At 59.9% G+C, this 18,349-nt stretch carries 14 protein-coding genes; 4 read left to right on the top strand and 10 right to left on the bottom strand.

Translation table 11 applies throughout. The features are described 5' to 3' along the window. Positions 1 to 421: 421 nt before the first annotated feature. A complete protein-coding gene (locus ACI77D_RS13085) occupies positions 422 to 880 on the bottom strand; it encodes an HIT family protein (protein WP_064452959.1) in 459 nt (152 codons plus the stop codon). Between the two features lie 238 nt (positions 881 to 1,118). On the opposite strand from ACI77D_RS13085, the gene ACI77D_RS13080 reads away from it, so the two are divergent. Together ACI77D_RS13080 and ACI77D_RS13075 are read left to right on the top strand one after the other, a co-directional pair. Then, the gene (locus ACI77D_RS13080; protein ID WP_407016715.1) at positions 1,119 to 1,670 is read left to right on the top strand and encodes a dihydrofolate reductase family protein; all 552 of its coding nucleotides are present in this window, start codon (positions 1,119 to 1,121) and stop codon (positions 1,668 to 1,670) included. A 332-nt stretch (positions 1,671 to 2,002) separates the two neighbouring features. Continuing rightward, positions 2,003 to 2,338: a DUF6124 family protein gene (locus tag ACI77D_RS13075; protein ID WP_407016714.1), complete on the top strand. Its 336-nt coding sequence runs from the start codon at positions 2,003 to 2,005 to the stop codon at positions 2,336 to 2,338. 212 nt (positions 2,339 to 2,550) lie between these two features. Here the strand turns inward: ACI77D_RS13075 and cysS are convergent, their stop codons facing one another. Both cysS and ACI77D_RS13065 read right to left on the bottom strand, forming a co-directional pair. Further along, positions 2,551 to 3,939: a cysteine--tRNA ligase gene (cysS, locus tag ACI77D_RS13070; protein ID WP_407016713.1), complete on the bottom strand. Its 1,389-nt coding sequence runs from the start codon at positions 3,937 to 3,939 to the stop codon at positions 2,551 to 2,553. A gap of 21 nt (positions 3,940 to 3,960) precedes the next feature. Further along, on the bottom strand, positions 3,961 to 5,661 hold the full coding sequence (locus ACI77D_RS13065; protein ID WP_064452963.1) for a glutamine--tRNA ligase/YqeY domain fusion protein: 1,701 nt from the start codon (positions 5,659 to 5,661) through the stop codon (positions 3,961 to 3,963). Positions 5,662 to 5,920: 259 nt separating this feature from the next. Here ACI77D_RS13065 and ACI77D_RS13060 point away from each other — a divergent pair, with 259 nt between their 5' ends. Together ACI77D_RS13060 and lpxH are read left to right on the top strand one after the other, a co-directional pair. After that, a complete protein-coding gene (locus ACI77D_RS13060) occupies positions 5,921 to 6,424 on the top strand; it encodes a peptidylprolyl isomerase (protein WP_043205556.1) in 504 nt (167 codons plus the stop codon). Beyond that, positions 6,421 to 7,170: a UDP-2,3-diacylglucosamine diphosphatase gene (lpxH, locus tag ACI77D_RS13055; RefSeq protein ID WP_407016712.1), complete on the top strand. Its 750-nt coding sequence runs from the start codon at positions 6,421 to 6,423 to the stop codon at positions 7,168 to 7,170. Before ACI77D_RS13060 ends, lpxH begins: the two co-directional genes overlap by 4 nt. A gap of 125 nt (positions 7,171 to 7,295) precedes the next feature. On the opposite strand, the gene ACI77D_RS13050 is transcribed toward lpxH, so the two are convergent. From ACI77D_RS13050 to ACI77D_RS13020, 7 genes are all read right to left on the bottom strand, one after another. Next, entirely contained in the window at positions 7,296 to 8,825 is a 1,530-nt protein-coding gene (locus ACI77D_RS13050) for a DHA2 family efflux MFS transporter permease subunit (RefSeq protein ID WP_064452965.1), read from the bottom strand. Beyond that, complete coding sequence (locus ACI77D_RS13045; protein WP_064452966.1) at positions 8,825 to 10,021, bottom strand: efflux RND transporter periplasmic adaptor subunit; 1,197 nt, start codon at positions 10,019 to 10,021, stop codon at positions 8,825 to 8,827. Before ACI77D_RS13045 ends, ACI77D_RS13050 begins: the two co-directional genes overlap by 1 nt. 15 nt (positions 10,022 to 10,036) lie before the next feature. Continuing rightward, the gene (locus ACI77D_RS13040; protein WP_407016711.1) at positions 10,037 to 11,488 is read right to left on the bottom strand and encodes an efflux transporter outer membrane subunit; all 1,452 of its coding nucleotides are present in this window, start codon (positions 11,486 to 11,488) and stop codon (positions 10,037 to 10,039) included. Continuing rightward, positions 11,485 to 11,958, bottom strand: a complete 474-nt coding sequence (locus ACI77D_RS13035) for a MarR family winged helix-turn-helix transcriptional regulator (protein ID WP_053256909.1) — start codon at positions 11,956 to 11,958, stop codon at positions 11,485 to 11,487. The genes ACI77D_RS13040 and ACI77D_RS13035 overlap by 4 nt, the downstream gene beginning before the upstream one ends. A gap of 238 nt (positions 11,959 to 12,196) precedes the next feature. After that, on the bottom strand, positions 12,197 to 15,883 hold the full coding sequence (locus tag ACI77D_RS13030; RefSeq protein WP_407016710.1) for a translocation/assembly module TamB domain-containing protein: 3,687 nt from the start codon (positions 15,881 to 15,883) through the stop codon (positions 12,197 to 12,199). Further along, positions 15,883 to 17,610, bottom strand: coding sequence for an autotransporter assembly complex family protein (locus ACI77D_RS13025; protein ID WP_064452969.1), 1,728 nt, complete (start codon positions 17,608 to 17,610; stop codon positions 15,883 to 15,885). Before ACI77D_RS13025 ends, ACI77D_RS13030 begins: the two co-directional genes overlap by 1 nt. 64 nt (positions 17,611 to 17,674) lie before the next feature. Continuing rightward, positions 17,675 to 18,325 carry an N-acetyltransferase gene (locus tag ACI77D_RS13020; RefSeq protein WP_064452970.1) on the bottom strand — a complete coding sequence of 217 codons (651 nt, stop codon included), beginning with the start codon at positions 18,323 to 18,325 and terminating at the stop codon, positions 17,675 to 17,677. Between the last annotated feature and the right edge of the window lie 24 nt (positions 18,326 to 18,349).

Genomic DNA, 18,349 nt, shown 5'->3' with positions numbered 1-18,349 from the left:
TCGCCCGGGCGATCTCAGGCCTCCACGTGTTTCGATGGGCGCGAACACGGGCAATTGTTTTTGATCGCCTTCCGGTGCAGGCGGCGCAAAACCGCCCAGGCTTTGGCGTGCAGGTTGGGGAGACTCGGAGGATGAAGCGAATGTGAAAGGTGAATTATCCGCGGGCGATGGGCGCCCATTTTGAGAATTGGCGTACGGGATAAGGGAAATTGGCATAATCAATCCTCTGCAACAGAGCCACTGAAAAGTGTCCTCGTCCTAAGAACCGTTGCAGCCAAACTAGGAAAAAAAACCCGCCCCCTCTATAAGAGAATTCTGATCCTCCCATTAAAAAATCCAGGCAACCGAAGCCCTCTCACCGTTCTTTATATTTCTCAGGCCTGCCCCCACATTTGGATGGGGGGATAGCGCCAGATAATCCTTAAGCAAACGAGCGGATGCGCGCCGCCAACTGCGCCAATTCGGCATCATCTGCCCGCACGAAATCGTGGGACGAGATATAGCCCTCATAGGCCTCAAAAAATTTATCCACTTTGGAACTGATGGGCTTGAATGCGCTGTCCTGACCCGTGCCATGCATGGGGAACAGCTTCGCGTGCAGATGATCCACGCCGTACCCTTCCAGCATCATCCCCGTGCGCGCCACGTCAGGAAACGCCCGATCAATCTGCAGCGCGGTTTTCTTCGCCGCCACGACTAAATCAGCCAGCACGGCATCTGACTGCGCAAACGCATAGCTGCCGTAATGCTGCTTGGGGATCACCACACTGAAACCCGGCGTGTTGGGGAAAATCGACAAGAACGCCATATGGTGTTCGTCCTCCCACAGAATGTGGGCGGGAGAGGTCCTTCGGACAATGCTGCAAAAAATACAATCCATCTTGGATATCCACCGGTTTCTTCATGAGTTTGGTCGTCGCCGCCCTATAAAACCATGATTCGGCGGGCGTCAAAAAATGTATTTCCACAAAGTTCCTCGACAAAAGCCGCCTAAGCGTTATGAATCGCCAGCAAAGGCGGTGCGACGGTTGAGCAGTTGGCGAGTATTGCGGGCTTTGGGATACGGGCGGTTGGTGCAAAACTGTAGAGGACTATGTGTTCAAGGAGATTTACTTTTAATGGATATCAAATGCTCCGTCTTCATCGCGGCCAGCGTCGACGGTTTCATCGCTCGGGCAGACGGTGATATCGAGTGGCTGCACCGGCCAGAGTACGAAACCGCGCAGCTGAATGGCCTGACCTACGACAGTTTTATCGCCACGGTCGATGCGCTGGTGATGGGCCGCAAAACCCTGGAAAAAGTCGTGTCCTTCCCGGAGTGGCCCTATAAAGGCACGCCTGTCATCGCCCTCTCGCACCAATCATTAGCGCTACCCGCCCATGTGCAGGGCAAGGTTGAGGTGATGTCGGCGGACGTCACCACCCTCGTCAAACAGTTAGCCGAGCGCGGCATGAAACACCTGTATATCGATGGGGGCCAAACGATCCAGGCGTTTCTTGAAGCAGGCCTGATCGACGAGTTGATCATCACCCGTATTCCGGTTCTGTTGGGCAAAGGGGTTCCCCTGTTCAGCCAGATCGGCAGTGAGCGTGAACTGCGCCATGTCGGCACGTATGTGTCGCAGAATGGGTTTGTTCAGAGTACGTATCGGGTCGTTGAAGCAACCTGACGCTCCTATAGCGATGCGGTTAACCGCCATGCCAACACTCGGAAGTTTCCGACAGCTTTTTAGGGTTACCCCTCGGAAGATGGCTGCCTAATCTTCCGGGGTCGCTGCAAATTCAGCGACCGGGTTTCACAGCCCGGTTAAACTCTAGACGCACAGCGTCCACCTCAAGATAGCGGGCGCTTTTTTATGCCTGATGTTATGGCGGCTGTGCGCGGGATACCTTCGGGTATGCCGGGTGCCTAGAGTCCCGGTCTGCGAACCTGCGTACGACTGCCACCCGATTATCGTTTCGCAGCGATGGGTGGTGACGCCAATACTCTAGGCGCTTCGCCATGATTAAAGACAGTCCAAACCCGCCGTCAGATTCAACCGCGTTTCACGCTGCTGCTCATCGAGCAATTAACCATTATCTGAATCCTTCCGAGAAACCAGAGCCGTCTGCTGAAAGCCCTGGTGTGTTTACCGTGCGCGAAGGATTAGACGTCGAGACGCTGCTGGTCAATGCTTCGGAGGATCTTGCGTCAGTTCAAGCGCTGGCAAGCCATTTGGCGTTTGAGGTAGACGGCAATCCCCGCAGCGTGGTGCTCGGAATTTGCCGGATGCTGGAGGGAATCCAGTTGATGGTAGAAAAAATACTCAGCCTCAACTCCAGCCCAACGCTGGGATAAATTCAACAACAGCGGGCATGCAGAGCGAGCACGGTAAAATGTGGGAGCGGGCTTGCTCGCGAAGACGGAGTGTCAGCAGATACATCTTTAACTGATCCACCGCATTCGCGAGCAAGCCCGCTCCGACATTTGGGTTGAGTAGGTCGCTGAAATAACACCGGCAAAAAAACGCCCCGAACCAGTCGGGGCGTTTTTTATTCAGCGTTTACCGATCAGGCCTGATCGGCCAACCGCCACGTTGTCCCGCCCTTGCCGTCTTCCAACACCACACCCATCGCGGTCAGTTGGTCACGAATACGGTCGGATTCCGCCCAGTCTTTATTAGCCCGAGCAGCCAAACGCGCCTGAATCAACGCGTCCACTTCAGCCGCATCCACACGCCCTTCGGCGCCGGCTTGCAGGAAGTCGTCGGCTTCCATCTGCAGAACACCCAGCACGCTGGCCAGCTCTTTCAGGCGCGCAGCAAGCCCTGCCGCCGCGTCGAGATCAGTCTCGCGCAGGCGGTTGATCTCCCGCACCATCTCAAACAACACCGCGCAGGCTTCCGGCGTGCCGAAGTCGTCGTTCATGACTTCGGTAAACCGTGCCACGAATGCTTCACCGCCGGCAGGCGCCACGGCTGGCAGGCCTTTCAACGCGTGGTAGAAACGCTCCAGGGCACCTTTGGCGTCCTTGAGGTTGTCTTCCGAATAGTTGATGGCGCTGCGGTAGTGGCTGGACACCAGCAAATAACGCACAACCTCAGGAGAGTACTTTTCCAGCACGTCGCGAATGGTGAAGAAGTTGTTCAAGGACTTGGACATCTTCTCGCCATTGATGCGGATCATGCCGCAGTGCATCCAGGCGTTGGCGTAGGTCTTGCCGGTAGCCGCTTCGCTTTGGGCGATTTCGTTTTCGTGGTGCGGGAACTCGAGGTCGCTGCCGCCGCCATGAATGTCGAAGGTCTCGCCCAGGCAGCAGGTGGACATCACCGAGCATTCGATGTGCCAGCCCGGACGCCCGGCGCCCCATGGCGACTCCCAGCTCGGCTCGCCGGGCTTGGTGCCTTTCCACAGCACGAAGTCGAGCGGGTCTTGCTTGGCTTCGTCGACTTCGATGCGCGCGCCGATGCGCAGGTCTTCGATTTTCTTGCGCGACAGCTTGCCGTAGCCCATGAACTTGGCGACGCGGTAGTACACGTCGCCATTGCCCGGGGCGTAGGCGTAACCCTTGTCGATCAGGGTCTGGATCATCGCGTGCATGCCGGGGATGTGGTCCGTGGCGCGCGGTTCCATGTCCGGCTTGAGGATGTTGAGGCGCGCCTCGTCCTCATGCATGGCAGCGATCATGCGCTCGGTCAGCGCGTCGAACGACTCGCCGTTTTCGTTGGCACGGTTGATGATCTTGTCGTCGATGTCCGTGATGTTGCGCACATACGTCAAGTCATAGCCGCTGAAACGCAACCAGCGCGTCACCAGGTCGAAGGCAACCATGCTGCGGCCGTGGCCGATGTGGCAGTAGTCGTACACGGTCATGCCGCACACGTACATGCGCACCTTGTTGCCATCCAGCGGCTTGAAGACTTCTTTGGTTTTGCTGAGTGTGTTGTAGATCGTTAGCACGACGTATCCCTTAAGACTTGATCACTGGCCCCACGAATCACGCAAGGTCACGGTACGGTTGAATACCGGAGCACCGGGTTTCGAGTCCTTGATATCCGCGCAGAAGTAACCTTCGCGCTCGAACTGGAAACGGTCTTCCGGCTGTGCGTCGCCAAGCGATGGCTCGGCACGACAACCTGTAAGCACTTGCAGCGAGTCAGGGTTGATGTTGTCGAGGAAACTCGCGCTGTCTTCGGCCTTCTCAGGGTTGGCCGAACGGAACAGGCGATCGTACAGGCGCACTTCGCATTCGATGCTCGCAGCGGCCGGCACCCAGTGCACGACGCCTTTGACCTTGCGGCCTTCCGGGTTCTTGCCCAGTGTTTCCGGGTCGTAGGAGCAACGCAGTTCGACGATGTTGCCATCGGCGTCCTTGATGGCTTCGTCGGCACGGATCACGTAGCTGCCGCGCAGGCGCACTTCGCCGTTCGGCTCCAGGCGCTTGTAGCCTTTGGGCGGCTCTTCCATGAAGTCATCACGGTCGATGTAGATTTCGCGAGCGAACGGCAGCTTGCGCACGCCCAGCTCTTCTTTCTGCGGGTGACGCGGCAGCTCGAGGTGGTCGACCTTGTCTTCCGGGTAGTTGGTGATCACGACTTTCAACGGACGCAGCACGCACATGGCGCGCGGCGCGTTCGCGTCCAGATCCTGACGGATGCTGAACTCAAGCATGCCGTAATCGACCACACCGTCAGAACGGTTGGTGCCGACCATGTCGCAGAAATTGCGGATCGACGCCGGGGTGTAGCCACGACGACGGAAACCCGAAAGGGTCGACATGCGCGGATCGTCCCAGCCATGCACGTGCTTTTCATCGACCAGTTGCTTGAGCTTGCGCTTGCTGGTGATGGTGTAGTTCAGGTTCAGGCGGCTGAATTCGTACTGACGCGGGTGCGCCGGTACCGGCAGGCTGTCGAGGAACCATTCGTACAGTGGACGGTGGCTTTCGAACTCCAGGGTGCAAATGGAGTGGGTGATGCCTTCGATGGCGTCCGACTGGCCGTGGGTGAAGTCGTAGTTCGGGTAGATGCACCACTTGTCACCGGTCTGGTGATGGTGGGCATGGCGAATGCGGTACATGATCGGGTCGCGCAGGTTCATGTTCGGCGAGGCCATGTCGATCTTGGCGCGCAGCACGCGGGCGCCGTCCGGGAACTCACCGGCGCGCATGCGGTTGAACCAGTCCAGGTTCTCTTCCACCGAACGGTCGCGGAACGGGCTGTTCTTGCCAGGCTCGGTCAGGCTGCCACGGTATTCCTTGGCTTGCTCGGGGGTCAGGTCGTCAACGTAGGCCTTGCCAGCCTTGATCAACTCGACGGCCCAGTCGAACAACTGGTCGAAATACTTGGATGCATAGCGCACTTCACCGGACCATTCGAAGCCCAGCCACTTGATGTCGCTTTCGATGGCGTCGATGTATTCCTGGTCTTCCTTGGCCGGGTTGGTGTCGTCGAAACGCAGGTGCGTGACGCCACCGAACTCCTGGGCCAGGCCGAAGTTCACACAAATCGACTTGGCGTGACCGATGTGCAGGTAGCCGTTGGGCTCTGGCGGGAAACGGGTGACGATCTGCGTATGCTTGCCCGAATCCAGGTCCGCCTGGATGATCGGGCGCAGGAAATTGACCGGGACGGCAGGTCCGGCCTTGGAATTCGAGGTAGGGTCGACAGTGGGCTTGCTCATAGGATCCTTGAACAGACAGGTTCGTGGCCAGGTGGGGCCAGATAAAACAAAGGGCTCATAATAGCCGAAGCAGTCAAGACACTGACAGGCTGGGACCAAAAACTGCTGTTTAATTCCTCTTTTAATGACCGGGGCGATAAAAAACCACCTCGAAATTCCCGCCGGGCACGCTAAACTGCGCGCCTTGGCCCTCGTTTAGCCAGACAGGTAAGACGCCCCGGCGTCCAAACCCACGAATTCCCTGAAAAGAGTAGTGAACATGACTCAAGTCAAACTGACCACCAACCACGGTGACATCGTCATCGAGCTGAACGCCGAGAAAGCGCCGATCACCGTCGCCAACTTCATCGAATACGTTAAAGCCGGCCACTACGAAAACACCGTTTTCCACCGTGTCATCGGCAACTTCATGGTCCAGGGCGGCGGTTTCGAGCCCGGCATGAAAGAAAAGAAAGACAAGCGCCCAAGCATCCAGAACGAAGCAGACAACGGCCTCTCCAACGACAAGTACACCGTCGCCATGGCCCGTACCATGGAGCCACATTCGGCCTCCGCGCAGTTCTTCATCAACGTGGCCGACAACGCCTTCCTGAATCACAGCGGCAAGAACGTGCAGGGTTGGGGTTACGCGGTATTCGGTAAAGTGACCGAAGGCCAGGACGTCGTCGACAAGATCAAAGGCGTGCAAACCACCGGTAAAGCCGGTCACCAGGATGTTCCGGTAGAAGACGTAATCGTCGAGAAAGCCGAGATCGTTGGGTGATATTGCTGATTTCAGATTTGCATCTGGAAGAGGAGCGCCCGGACATCACCCGGGCGTTTCTGGATTTGCTCCACGGCCGCGCCCGTGGCGCCCAGGCGTTGTACATTCTGGGGGACTTCTTTGAAGCCTGGATTGGCGACGATGGGATGACTCCGTTCCAGCGCTCGATTTGCGAGGCTCTGCATGAGCTGAGCGACAGTGGCACCCCGATTTTTATCATGCATGGCAACCGGGACTTCCTGATCGGCAAGGCATTCTGCAAAGCGGCAGGCGCCACCTTGCTCAAGGACCCCAGTGTCGTGCAGTTCTATGGCGAGCCTGTGCTGTTGATGCACGGCGACAGCCTCTGCACCCGCGACGTCGGCTATATGAAGCTGCGGCGCATCCTGCGTAATCCGATTGTGCTGTTTATCCTGCGCCACCTGCCCTTGCGTACCCGGCACAAGCTGGCCCGCAAGCTGCGCAGCGAGAGCAGCGCCCAGGTACGCATGAAAGCCAACGACATTGTCGATGTGACGCCCGAGGAAGTGCCGCGGGTGATGCAGCAGTTCGGCGTGCGCACCCTGGTCCACGGCCATACGCACCGCCCGGCCATTCATAAGTTGCAGATTGGTGACCAGGCGGCCAAGCGCATCGTGCTGGGGGATTGGGACAAGCAGGGCTGGGCCTTGCAGGTGGATGAGCAAGGGTTTCAGTTCGCGGCGTTTGACTTCGTCAATCCGCAACTGGCGTTGCCCGGCGCATAACTCAAGCACAACCCCAATCAAATGTGGGAGCTGGCTTGCCTGCGATGCAGACAACTCGGTACATCAATACTCCGAGGTGATGCTATCGCAGGCAAGCCAGCTCCCACATTGATTGAGTACACCCGTTAGTGGCCGGAAGCCTCCGGCCCTGCCTTCGCCGCAAACGGCGGTTTCGCCAGCCACACAATCACGATCAAGCCCATGAACATCCACCCCAGCAACGTGAAGTAATCCACGGTGGACATCATGTACGCCTGGCTGGTGAGGATCTGGTCCAACTGCGCATAGGCCTTATGCCCTGCCCCACCAAGCGCCTGCAGCGCATCGCGGGTCGCCGAGTCATAGGTGGTCATGTTCTCGCTCATGTACGCATGGTGCTGATCCGCGCGGCGAATCCAGATCCAGGTGGTCAGCGATGCCGCAAAACTGCCGCCCAGGGTCCGCAGGAACGTCGCAAGGCCCGCGCCATCGGCGATTTGTGCCGGCGGCAAATCGGACATCAAGATGCTCAAGGTCGGCATAAAGAACAGTGCCACACCAATACCCATGAACAGTTGCACCAGGGCGATGTGCTGGAAGTCCACCTCATTGGTGAAGCCCGCCCGCATAAAGCAGCTCAAGCCAATCGCCAGAAATGCCAGGCCGGCCAGCAAGCGCAGGTCGAACTTGTGCGCGTATTTGCCCACAAACGGCGACATCAGTACCGGCAGAATCCCGATCGGCGCCACCGCCAGGCCAGCCCAGGTGGCGGTGTAGCCCATTTGGGTTTGCAGCCATTGGGGCAGGATCAGGTTGATCCCGAAGAACCCGGCATACCCCAGCACCAACACAATGGTGCCGATGCGGAAGTTGCGGTAGGCAAACAGCCGCAGGTTGACCACCGGGTGTTTGTCGGTGAGTTCCCAGATGACGAACACCGCCAGGGCGACGGCCGAGATCGCCGCACCGATGATGATGAAGTTGGACTCGAACCAGTCCAGGTCGTTGCCCTTGTCGAGGATGATCTGCAAGGCGCCGACACCGACGATCAAGCTCAGCAACCCGACGTAATCCATCGGCTGGTAGCTGGTCACCACCGGACGCTTCTTCAGTTGCGAACGCACCACCATCACCGCAAAGATGCCGATGGGCACGTTGATAAAGAAGATCCAGGGCCAGCTGTAGCTGTCGGTGATCCAGCCGCCGAGGATCGGCCCGGCAATCGGCGCCACCACCGTGACCATCGCCAATAACGCCAGGGCCATGCCGCGCCTGGCTGGCGGGTAGACCGCAATCAGCAAGGTCTGGGTCATCGGGTACAACGGCCCCGCGACCAGGCCTTGCAGCACCCGAAAACCAATCAGCTCGGGCATCGAAGTGGAAATACCACAGAGGAACGACGCCAGCACAAAGAGGATGGTCGCCCACAAAAACAGCTTCACCTCGCCAAAGCGCCGGCTCAGCCAGCCGGTGAGCGGCAAGGCAATCGCGTTGCTCACCGCAAACGAAGTGATCACCCAGGTGCCCTGCTCCGAGCTCACACCCAGGTTGCCGGAGATGGTCGGCAACGCCACGTTGGCGATGGTGGTGTCGAGCACCTGCATAAAGGTCGCCAGCGACAGGCCAATAGTGGCCATCAACAGGCTGGGTGGCGTGAAGGAGGCGTTATTGCTCATCAGCGTTGCACAGCCTTGGGTGCGGCGAGGCTGTTGTCATGGATCAGTTGGCTGATCATGGCGTCGGCTTCGGCCAGTTGGCGGTCATACACGTTGGTGGTGAACGAGGCCTTTTGCGGCGCCTGTTGCGCCAGTACCGGGCCGCTCGTATCGTGCAGGTCCACATTGACCACGGTGCTCAGGCCCACCCGCAGCGGGTGCTGGGCCAGCTCATCGGCGTTGATATGGATACGCACGGGCACCCGCTGCACGATCTTGATCCAGTTACCGGTGGCGTTTTGCGCCGGCAGCAGGGCGAACGCGCTGCCGGTACCGGCGCCCAGGCTATCCACGGTGCCGCTGAACTTCACGTCACTGCCGTAGATGTCGGATTCGATGTCTACCGGCTGCCCAATACGCATATCGCGCAGTTGGGTTTCCTTGAAGTTGGCGTCGATCCACAGTTGGTTCAGCGGGATCACCGCCATCAACGCAGTCCCCGGCTGCACGCGCTGGCCCAGTTGCACGGTGCGCTTGGCAACGTAGCCGGTGACGGGGGCGATCAAAGTGCTGCGAGCGTTGGTCAGGTAAGCCTGACGCAACTGCGCGGCGGCGGCCTGCACGTCCGGGTGGGACGAAATCACCGTGTCATCCACCAGCGCGCTGCTGGTCTTGAATTGTTGCTGCACGTTGGCCAGGGCATTTTGCGCCGAGGTCAGGTCGTCACGCGCATGGGACAGTTCTTCCTGGGAAATCGCGCCGCCGGCAGCCAGATTCTTACGGCGATTGTAGTTGTCCTGAGCCTTTTGCACGTTGGCCTGCTGGGCCAGCACTTGGGCTTTCATGCCGTCGACATTGCTGTAGAGACCACGCACCTGACGCACGGTGCGCGCCAGGTTGGCCTGCGCACTTTGCAGGCCGACAGCGGCGTCATTCGGGTCAAAATTGATCAGCACCTGGCCCTCGTGGACCAGGTCGCCATCGTCGGCGCCGATGCTGACTACCGTGCCGGTGACCAGCGGGGTGATTTCCACCACGTTGCCGTTCACGTAGGCGTCGTCGGTGCTTTCGTTGAAGCGACCGTAGAACTCATACCAACCCCACACGCCCAGCACGCCGAGGATGACGATCAGCGCCAGGCCGATCAGCATGATTTTGCGTTTGCGTGGGTTGTTATCCGGTTTTTCAGTGACGTTGTTGCTGTCGGCAGTGGCCATGACAAATACCTCAAATTATTCCGTGCGTGTGGCTGGGGTGGTCGCGGCCACGTTATCGGCGTTGAACCCGCCACCCAGGGCCTGCATCAATTGAATCGACAGATCGATCTGCGCAGCATTCAGGGTCGCCAGCTGACGCTGGGCCTGCAGCAATTGCTGCTCGATGCTGAGCACATCCAGGTAATTACCGATGCCTGAGCTGTAACGCTGCACCCCGGTGTCGTAAGACTGCTGGGCAATGTCCGCGGCATGTTGCTGTGCCTGGATCTGCCGCCCGGTTTCGCGCAACTGCATCAGGGTGTTACCGATATCGCCCAAGGCTTGCACCAGGGTTTTGTTGTACTGAGCCACCGCCAGGTCGTAATCGGCGTCGCGGGCATCCAGGTCGGCACGCAAGCGGCCACCGTCAAAGATCGGCAACGAGATCGTCGGCGCAATGCTGAAGAAACGACTGGCTGAGCCAAACATCGCATCCCCCAGCAACGACTCGGCCCCGGCGCTCGCGCTCAGGTTGAGGTTGGGATAGAAACGGGTTTTGCTCGCGGCCACGTTCTTGCTCGCCGCCTCCACCCGCCAGCGCGCGGCGATCAGGTCCGGGCGACGGCCGAGCAGTTCGGCCGGCAAGACTGAAGGCACGGCAACGACGCTGGGTTTCAACACGTTCGGGCGCACCAGCTCACTGCCACGGTCCGGGCCTTTGCCGAGCAATACGGCGAGGGCAATCTTGGCGCTTTGCAGTTGTTTTTCCGCATCGATCAATTGCGACTGGGAGCTGGCTTCCAGGCTTTCGGTCTGTTGGTACTGGTACTGGCTGTCGATGCCGGAGCTGAGGCGGCGCTTGCTCAAGTCGAGCATCTGGCGGGTACGCTTGAGGTCGTCATTGGCCAGGTCACGCACGATATGGGCCTGGCCCAGGTCGCTGTAGGCCTTGGCTACGTTGGCGGCCAAGGTCAGGCGTGCGGCTTGTTGATCGACTTGGGCGGCACGCGCCTGGCCCAAGGCGGCTTCCCAGGCGGCGCGCTGGCCACCCCAGAGGTCGAAGTTGTAATTGAAGCTGGCGCCAATATTACGCACGGTGGCGTAGGCATCGCCCTCGCCGCGCGGGTCCTGGTCCTTGGCCAGGCGCGAACGGCTCACGCCAGCGCTGGCATCCAGGGTCGGCATGCGTGCCGCGTCGGCGGCATAGGCAGCGGCTTGCGCCTGGTGGGCACGGGCGCTGGCGACCTGCATGTCGGGGCTGTTTTGCAGGGCTTCATGGATCAAGCCGTCGAGCTGTGGGTCGCCCAGGATTTTCCACCAATCGGCACTCGGCCATGCGGCAGTGGACAGGGTCACGCCGCTGAGGGATTTGCCGGTTTGCAACGTGTTGGCGTCGAGGCGTTGGCCTTGGGTGTCGAGGCCGCTGAAGTTGGCGCAACCGGCCATGCTCATCGCCACCAGCACCAGGCTAAGTGCACGTGTGTTCATTTATTACCTACCCGCTGGATGACGATGGCGTCACCGGCAGCTACCAGAATTTTTGTGAGGATGGCTTCCAGGGTCTGCAACTCACCGGGCTCGAGGGCACCGGCCAGTTCGTTCATTGACTGGGCGCCGATGTGCGGGAGCATGTCGGCCAGGCGCTGGCCGTCTTCGGTGAGCACCAGCTGCACCTGGCGCCGGTCCTGTTCGGAACGCTTGCGCGCCAGCAGGCCCTTTTGCTCCAGACGATCGAGCATGCGGGTCATGGAACCGCTGTCCAGCGACAAGTTGCGGCACAGCTCGGCCGGGGTATCCACATCAAACTGGGCAATGATGATCAACACCTTGAACTGCGCGGCCGTCACGCCGTGAGGTTCCATGTGGGTGTCGATAATGCGGTCCTTGAGCAGCGCCGCGCGGCCCAGCAACAAGCCGAGGTGGCAGTTGCGAAAGCTGTCAGGGGTGAAGTGGGTCATCGAAAGTCACCTTATTACTGCCTAGGCAGTGAATGTATGACAAGATGTTACTGCTTAGGCAGCGAATGTCAAATGGAATTATTAGCTTGCTTGCTAATTTCACGACAGGTGGGCTGCAATGCAAACAAATGTGGGAGCTGGCTTGCCTGGGATGGCGGTGTGTCAGTCAATAAATCATCGACTGATGTACCGCTATCGCAGGCAATCCAGCTCCCACATTGTTTACCCGGTACGGGGCTTAGAAATCCCGTTTGTAGAAGATATCCAACGAGCTGGCCACGCCACTGGCCACTTCCAGGTAGACCTTCTTGCTCAACAAGTAGCGCAAGGCAATGGTGCTGGCCGGCTCGAACACGCCTACCCCGTAACGCAGGCTGAGTTTTTCGGTGATCTTGCCGCTGGCCACCACGGCGGTGGTGTTGCCACTGCCCTGGGTATCGAGGTCGAAGTCCTGGATACCCAACTTGTTGGCAATATCCGAGGTCACCCCGGCGCTGCCCATCAAGCCCAGGCCCAAGGCCGCTTCGGCGAGCATGTTGTTGTCTTCACCGGTGTTGTTACGCGAACGCCCCAGCACCAGGTACGACAATGCATCCTCCTGGGGCATGGCCGGCTCGGAGAAAATCTGCGTGGTCGGCTGTTCAGCGCTGCCGCTCAGGCGAATCCCGGCCGTGACTGTTCTGGAAGGTTCTGTAACGACACGCACGGCTTCGATGTCCAGGAACGGTTGGTCCAGCGGCCCGGCGAACAACAGCCGCGCACGGCGCACGTTGAGCCTCTGGCCATAGGCGCGGTAGCGGCCGTCGTTGAGCCACAGCTCGCCACGGGTGTCCATGTTGTCGCCAATATGCACATGGCCCTGCACTTTGGCAGTCAGGCCAAAGCCCGCGAAGTTAAGCTGGTCTTCGCCCACCTCCACGTCGACATCCATGGCCATCGCCATTGGCGGCTTGCCCTCCTCGGTCTGGCTGCCGACGATCAGCGTGTCATCCGAGACCTTGACCGTCGACGGCGGCAATTCGCGCACGGTGATGTCGCCCCGCGGGATGTGCACCTTGCCGGCAATCGCCAACTTGTCGTTTTTGAGGCTGATCTTCAGGTCGGGCGCCACTTCCAGCGTGGCATAAGGCTCTACCGTAACCGGTAGTTGCGAGCCTTGCAGGCTGAGGTCCACCATCAGGGCCTGGCCCCAGTCGACCTGCCCCTTGAGGCTACCCTGCCCGGCTTTGCCACTGTGCCAGGCGCCGTTCAACTGCACGCTTTCGCCGGCAATCAACGCCTGTACGTTCAAGCCTTCAAGGCTGATCGGTAATTCAGGCCCGGCGATCTCACCGCCGACGAGGTTCACGCTGCCATTGACCTGCGGCGCCAGCAAACCACCGGAGATGCGGCCGTTGCCGTTGAGCTTGCCGTTGAGTTTTTCAACCATCGGCACAAACGGCCGCGCCACTGCGAGGTCCAGCCCGTTGAGGCTGAAGTTACCGGTAATCGGCTTGTTCTTCGGCAGCGGGTTGATCTGCGCCTGCAACAGTAATTCACCGAGCTTGCCGCCGCGGAAGTTGAGCTGAGTGTCGATGCGCTTGGGGTTGAGAGTGGTTTCCAGCTTCAAGGTGTCGTAGGGGAAATCCAGCCACTGGTCCTTGTCTTTCACGCGCAACGTGCCGCCGCTGGCGTCTATCGACACCACGCCTTTAGGCCCGCTGGCGGGCAGGTCGAGCTGCACATCGGCGTTGAGCTTGCCCTGCCAGGCGAAATCTTTAGGCAAGAAGGCCGCCAGGCTGTCGATGGGGAATTGCTTGAGGTGGTAACGCAGTTTCGGCTCAGGCATCAGCCGCTGATCTTCGCCGCACAAGCTGGCAGGGCCAGACACCCAGCAATGCGCCGCAAAGGTCAGCTTGCCGTCGGCCAGGCGCTCGATCTTCGCCGGGGCCTGCAGTTTCCAGTCCTGGCCACCGGCCTGCACCTCGCCGCTGGCCAGGCGCCCGCGCCAGTTGCCTTTGTCGAGATTGCCGTCCAACGCCAGGGCCAGCTTGAGCAGCGGCCCCGCCAGATCCAGCTGGACCTTCTGGCTCTTGATATCGCCTTGGGCACTGGCGGTCAGGGTGCCAACCTGAGTATCGCCGGCTTGGATGCCAGTGCCCTTGAGGTCGATCTTCGCGCGCTGGGCGTTGTCGAGCGTTGCGTCGAGATTGAGGTTTTGCAGGTGATTGTCGGCGAAGGCCAGTTGCTGACCTTTAAGGTCGAGCTTGCCTTGGGGTGCCTTCAGCGTCCCGGCCACATAGACCCGCCCATTGATTTGCCCACGTAACTGCGGCCACAACTGGGCCAGGCGCGCCAGTTTGATATCGATCTGACCGGCCAGGCGTTGTTGCAGGCTGCCGCTGCCATTGATGCGGTTGTCGCCCAGGCGGATATCCAGGTTGGCGAGGGTCCATTGCTCACCCGCGCCTTCGGCCTTGGCCGCCAGCACAGCGGTTTGGCCGCGCAAACGGCCCTTGAGGTCGAGGTCGGCGTTCAGCTTGAGTTGTTCATTTTTGAACTCGCCTTTGCTGCGCAGCGGGCCGGCCAAGGTGCCGGGTAATTCCGCCACCCAGTACGCCGGGTTCAGCGCCGACAGGTCCAGCGCCGTGTCCCAGGCAATGCCATCGGCAAATTGCAAGTTCAGATGGCCTTCGGCTTTGCCTTGGCCTGCGGTCAATTTCAACTCGGGCAGGAAGACCTGCTTGAGGTCGCCACTGAACGGCGTCACCACATTGAATTTACCGGCCGGGCCGTCGAGGTCGGCCTTGAGGTTGCCGAGGTAGTTGCCGTCCTTATAGGCGATCTCGCCATTGAAGGTGCGTAACGCAACCTGCGGTTCATCAATCAAGGGGTAGAGGCGGTGCCAGGGGAAATCCAGCCAGTCGATCTTGGCGTCGGCACTGAAGCCTTGCTGCCAGTCCAGATTGGCGCTGAGTTTGAGGCTTTGCTTGTCCCCGGCACTCAAGTCCAGGCCAGCGATCTGCGCGCCCTTGGCGTCGACTTTGCCTTGCAACAGCAAGTCCACCGGACCTTTGTCCGCCGGCAGCACGGCTTTGCCCAACAGTTGGTAGCCGTTGCTCAGGTCGCCCTTGGCGGTGAGGTCCAGTTGATTGAGTTGCAGGGTGTCAGGCAACTCGGCGCTGGGCTTGAAGCCATCGGCGGTGATGTGCAACTGCGCGGGCAGGTTCTCCGCCAGCGGTTGCAGCTCGCCACTGAGTTTGGCGGGCAAGTAGCCACTGCTGTCGGCATCGAGCTTGAGGGTCTTGAGCAGGTCGCCGTCCACCTTGAGGGCCACCTTCCACGGCGCGCCGCCGGGGGCGTAAGGCAGGCTCAGGTTGCCGGTGGCATTCAGCGGCCAATTGCCGGTGGGTTGCAACAGACCGGCGAGGTCCAGCACCAGGTCGTCGCGCTGCACGTGCACCGAGTCGATCTGCATACCGGCAGCCGTCCAGTGCGCGGCCAATTGCAGGCCTTTGAGCTCTTCGCTGCCGTTAAACAGCAGGCTGCCGACGCGAACGTCGCCCAACTGGATCGCTACCGGCAGTTTCAGCTCCGGCAATTGGATCGGCCCGCTGCTACTTTCTTCTGCGCTGGGTGGAAACTGAAGGCTGACCTGCTCCACGTCCAGCTGATTAATGCACAAGGTCATGCGCAGCAGGCACGCCGGCGACCAGTCAAACTTCGGTGCGTTGAGCTCGACCCGGCTGGCGTCCTGCTGCCACAGCAGATGATCGGCACTCCATTGGCCACCCAAGTGGCCCTGGAAATTCTCCACCGTCAAACCCGGCACTTGGTTCAGGACCCAGCGGCTGCCCGCCTGGGTGCCGAGCACGGTCCACAGCGCCAACAACGCTAAGACGAGGACAGCCACGATGGCCAGCCCTGCTATTTTCAAACCACGCATCACAGCTCAGGCCCCATGGAAAAGTGCAAACGAATACCGCCCGGGTCTTCCAGGGCATGGGCCAGGTCAAGGCGAATCGGGCCGACGGGCGAGACCCAACGTATGCCCACGCCAACACCGGTTTTCAGGCTTGGCATTTCCAGGGTATTGAAGGAGTTGCCCTGGTCGATAAAGGTCGCGATCCGCCATTTTTCGGCGATTGAATATTGATACTCAGCGCTCAACGCCACCATGTAGCGGCCGCCAATACGGTCACCACGGTCATTTTCCGGCGACAGCGTCTGGTACTCATAGCCCCGCACGCTCTGGTCACCACCGGCAAAAAAGCGCAACGAAGGGGGCACGGACTGGTAGCCATTGGTGGCGCTGCCGCCGAACTGCGCACGGCCCAGGAAACGGTGGTTATCCCACACGGTCGTCAGGCCTTTGATCGTGGCAGTGCCGTAAAGCAGGTTGGTGTCGGAGCCAAGCCCTTCCTTGGCAACCTTGGCGTCGAACATCAGGCGATAGCCATTGTGCGGGTCGATGCGGTTGTCGCTGCGCAGGTAGGAATAATTGATCCCCGGCATCACCAGGTTACTCAGGCCCGAGTCATTGCCCAGGCGGTATTCCTCGCGCTGGTATTTGAGCGAGATCACACGGGTCCAGCCGCTGGGCAGTTTGCTGTGCCATTCCGGGCCAAGGGTGAGCAATTTACTCAGGGTGTCGGTGTTGGCCAGTTCTTCATTCTGGTAGCCACCGGCGAAGCGCAATTTGTCGGTCAACGGTGGGTCCAGCGGAATGTCGTACCACAGCCCGACGTTCTGCCGCGGCGCCGACAGTTCGGCTTCCCAACCATAGCTGTGGCCCTGAGGGTTGACCCAGTGGCGGGTCCAGTTGGCCTTGCCACGCGGGCCGACGTCGGTGGAGTAACCGAGGCCCAGGCCCATGGTGCGTGGCTTGCGGGTTTCCAGTTGCACGGCCACCGGGATCACGTCATTGGCCGAGCCGGCGGGCGTGGCGTCCACGCGCACGCCTTCGAAGAAGCCGCTCGATTGCAGGTTCTGATTGAGTTCAGCGATCAATTCGGAGTCGTAAGGCGTGCCGCTTTTGAACGGCACCATGCGTTGCAACAGGTCTTCATCAAACGGCGTATCGCCGGTAAAGCTGACGTTACCCATGGTGTAGCGCGGGCCACTGTCGTACACGAGTTCGATATCGGCGACACCGGCTTTCGGGTCAACGATGAGTTTCTGGCTGGTAAAGCGCCCGCTGAAAAAGCCGTAGCGCGAGGCCTGGTTCTGGATCAGACGCTTGGCGTCTTCATAGTGGCCGTGGTTGAGCACGGCGCCGGAGGTGAGGTCGCTGCCTTCGGGCACGCGAAAAGCCTTGAGGCTCGCGGCCTGGCCGTCGACCCGAATGGTCACGTTGCGCAAATGCACCGGTTCGCCGGGGTCGATGGTGAGGACCAGGCGCGGGTTTTTACCGCCCTTTACATCACTGCTGATCAGAGGCTGATAGAAGCCCAGAGCCTGGGCCGCTTTGCGGGCCTGCTCTTCGGCGCCACGGCTGAACCGCAGCAAGGCTTCTTCATCGCGATCGCCTACCCCGCCGATATAGCCTTCGATGTTGGCTTTCAACGCGTCGTTTGAAGGCTTGATTCGCACGTCCAATTCGCTTTGCGCCAATGCGCCGCAGCTTGTGAACAGCAGAATCAAGCCGCTGGTAAATCTTCCTGGGAGCTTCATACGCGCGGATGCTACACGACCTTGGGAGGCTCTTTGAACCCGGAATTATCTGAATAATTCTGTATTAAGCCGTTGCAGCATGTAACGACTGCGGATTGGGGTGAAAAAAAACGTGTTCCAGGATGGGGCCTATCGCCACTTCACCAATTTCCTCATAGCCCTGGCGCTTGTAGAAATCCAGATAGCGCGAATCGCCAGTATCGAGCACGACGCCTGAAGAGTGCGGGTCATCGGCGCACCAGTTGTGCACGGCTTCCAGCAACTGTTCGCCGTAATGTTTGCCCTGAAATTGCGGGTGAATGCCCAACAGCGGCAGCACATGCACCGACTCGCTGGGCAGGCACGCCAGCACTGCGTAATGGTATTCCAAGTAACGCCGAGTACCGCGCACCCCGGTGCTCAACCACATCCGCAATTGCCAGGCCCAGCTCTCGGTGATGCCCAGGCGCCGCTGCGGTGGCGCGATCAGCGCGATGCCGATCAGCCGGTCGTTGACGAACAGCCCGATGGCGGGAAGTTTCTGAAAGAAGTGCTGCTTGACCAGTTCGCGCACGGTGGCCCGTACCCGCTGTTCATAACCCGAACGCTCGGCCTCGAAGATATAGGCGAAGGTCGGCTCATGCCGATAAGCCTGGTACAACAAGGAACGCGCCTCGCGGGAATAGCCGCTGTTGAGCAGGCGAATGTCGGCGATGGCAGTCGAAGTGTCAGGCATGCAGTTAATCTCCCTGGGCGCCAT

The organism is Pseudomonas sp. O39 (assembly GCF_045447295.1).
Taxonomy (GTDB): domain Bacteria; phylum Pseudomonadota; class Gammaproteobacteria; order Pseudomonadales; family Pseudomonadaceae; genus Aquipseudomonas; species Aquipseudomonas antarctica_A.
This window is presented reverse-complemented; position numbering and strand designations above follow the sequence as displayed.

What these genes read in the sequence shown, in the direction of transcription:
- ACI77D_RS13060 (WP_043205556.1), top strand. Translation starts at nt 5,921, where the DNA reads ATGACTCAAGTCAAACTGACCACCAACCACGGTGACATCGTCATCGAG.
- ACI77D_RS13030 (WP_407016710.1), bottom strand. Translation starts at nt 15,883, where the DNA reads ATGCGTGGTTTGAAAATAGCAGGGCTGGCCATCGTGGCTGTCCTCGTC.
- ACI77D_RS13040 (WP_407016711.1), bottom strand. Translation starts at nt 11,488, where the DNA reads ATGAACACACGTGCACTTAGCCTGGTGCTGGTGGCGATGAGCATGGCC.
- ACI77D_RS13075 (WP_407016714.1), top strand. Translation starts at nt 2,003, where the DNA reads ATGATTAAAGACAGTCCAAACCCGCCGTCAGATTCAACCGCGTTTCAC.
- ACI77D_RS13025 (WP_064452969.1), bottom strand. Translation starts at nt 17,610, where the DNA reads ATGAAGCTCCCAGGAAGATTTACCAGCGGCTTGATTCTGCTGTTCACA.
- ACI77D_RS13035 (WP_053256909.1), bottom strand. Translation starts at nt 11,958, where the DNA reads ATGACCCACTTCACCCCTGACAGCTTTCGCAACTGCCACCTCGGCTTG.
- ACI77D_RS13045 (WP_064452966.1), bottom strand. Translation starts at nt 10,021, where the DNA reads ATGGCCACTGCCGACAGCAACAACGTCACTGAAAAACCGGATAACAAC.
- ACI77D_RS13050 (WP_064452965.1), bottom strand. Translation starts at nt 8,825, where the DNA reads ATGAGCAATAACGCCTCCTTCACGCCACCCAGCCTGTTGATGGCCACT.
- ACI77D_RS13020 (WP_064452970.1), bottom strand. Translation starts at nt 18,325, where the DNA reads ATGCCTGACACTTCGACTGCCATCGCCGACATTCGCCTGCTCAACAGC.
- ACI77D_RS13080 (WP_407016715.1), top strand. Translation starts at nt 1,119, where the DNA reads ATGGATATCAAATGCTCCGTCTTCATCGCGGCCAGCGTCGACGGTTTC.
- ACI77D_RS13085 (WP_064452959.1), bottom strand. Translation starts at nt 880, where the DNA reads ATGGATTGTATTTTTTGCAGCATTGTCCGAAGGACCTCTCCCGCCCAC.
- ACI77D_RS13065 (WP_064452963.1), bottom strand. Translation starts at nt 5,661, where the DNA reads ATGAGCAAGCCCACTGTCGACCCTACCTCGAATTCCAAGGCCGGACCT.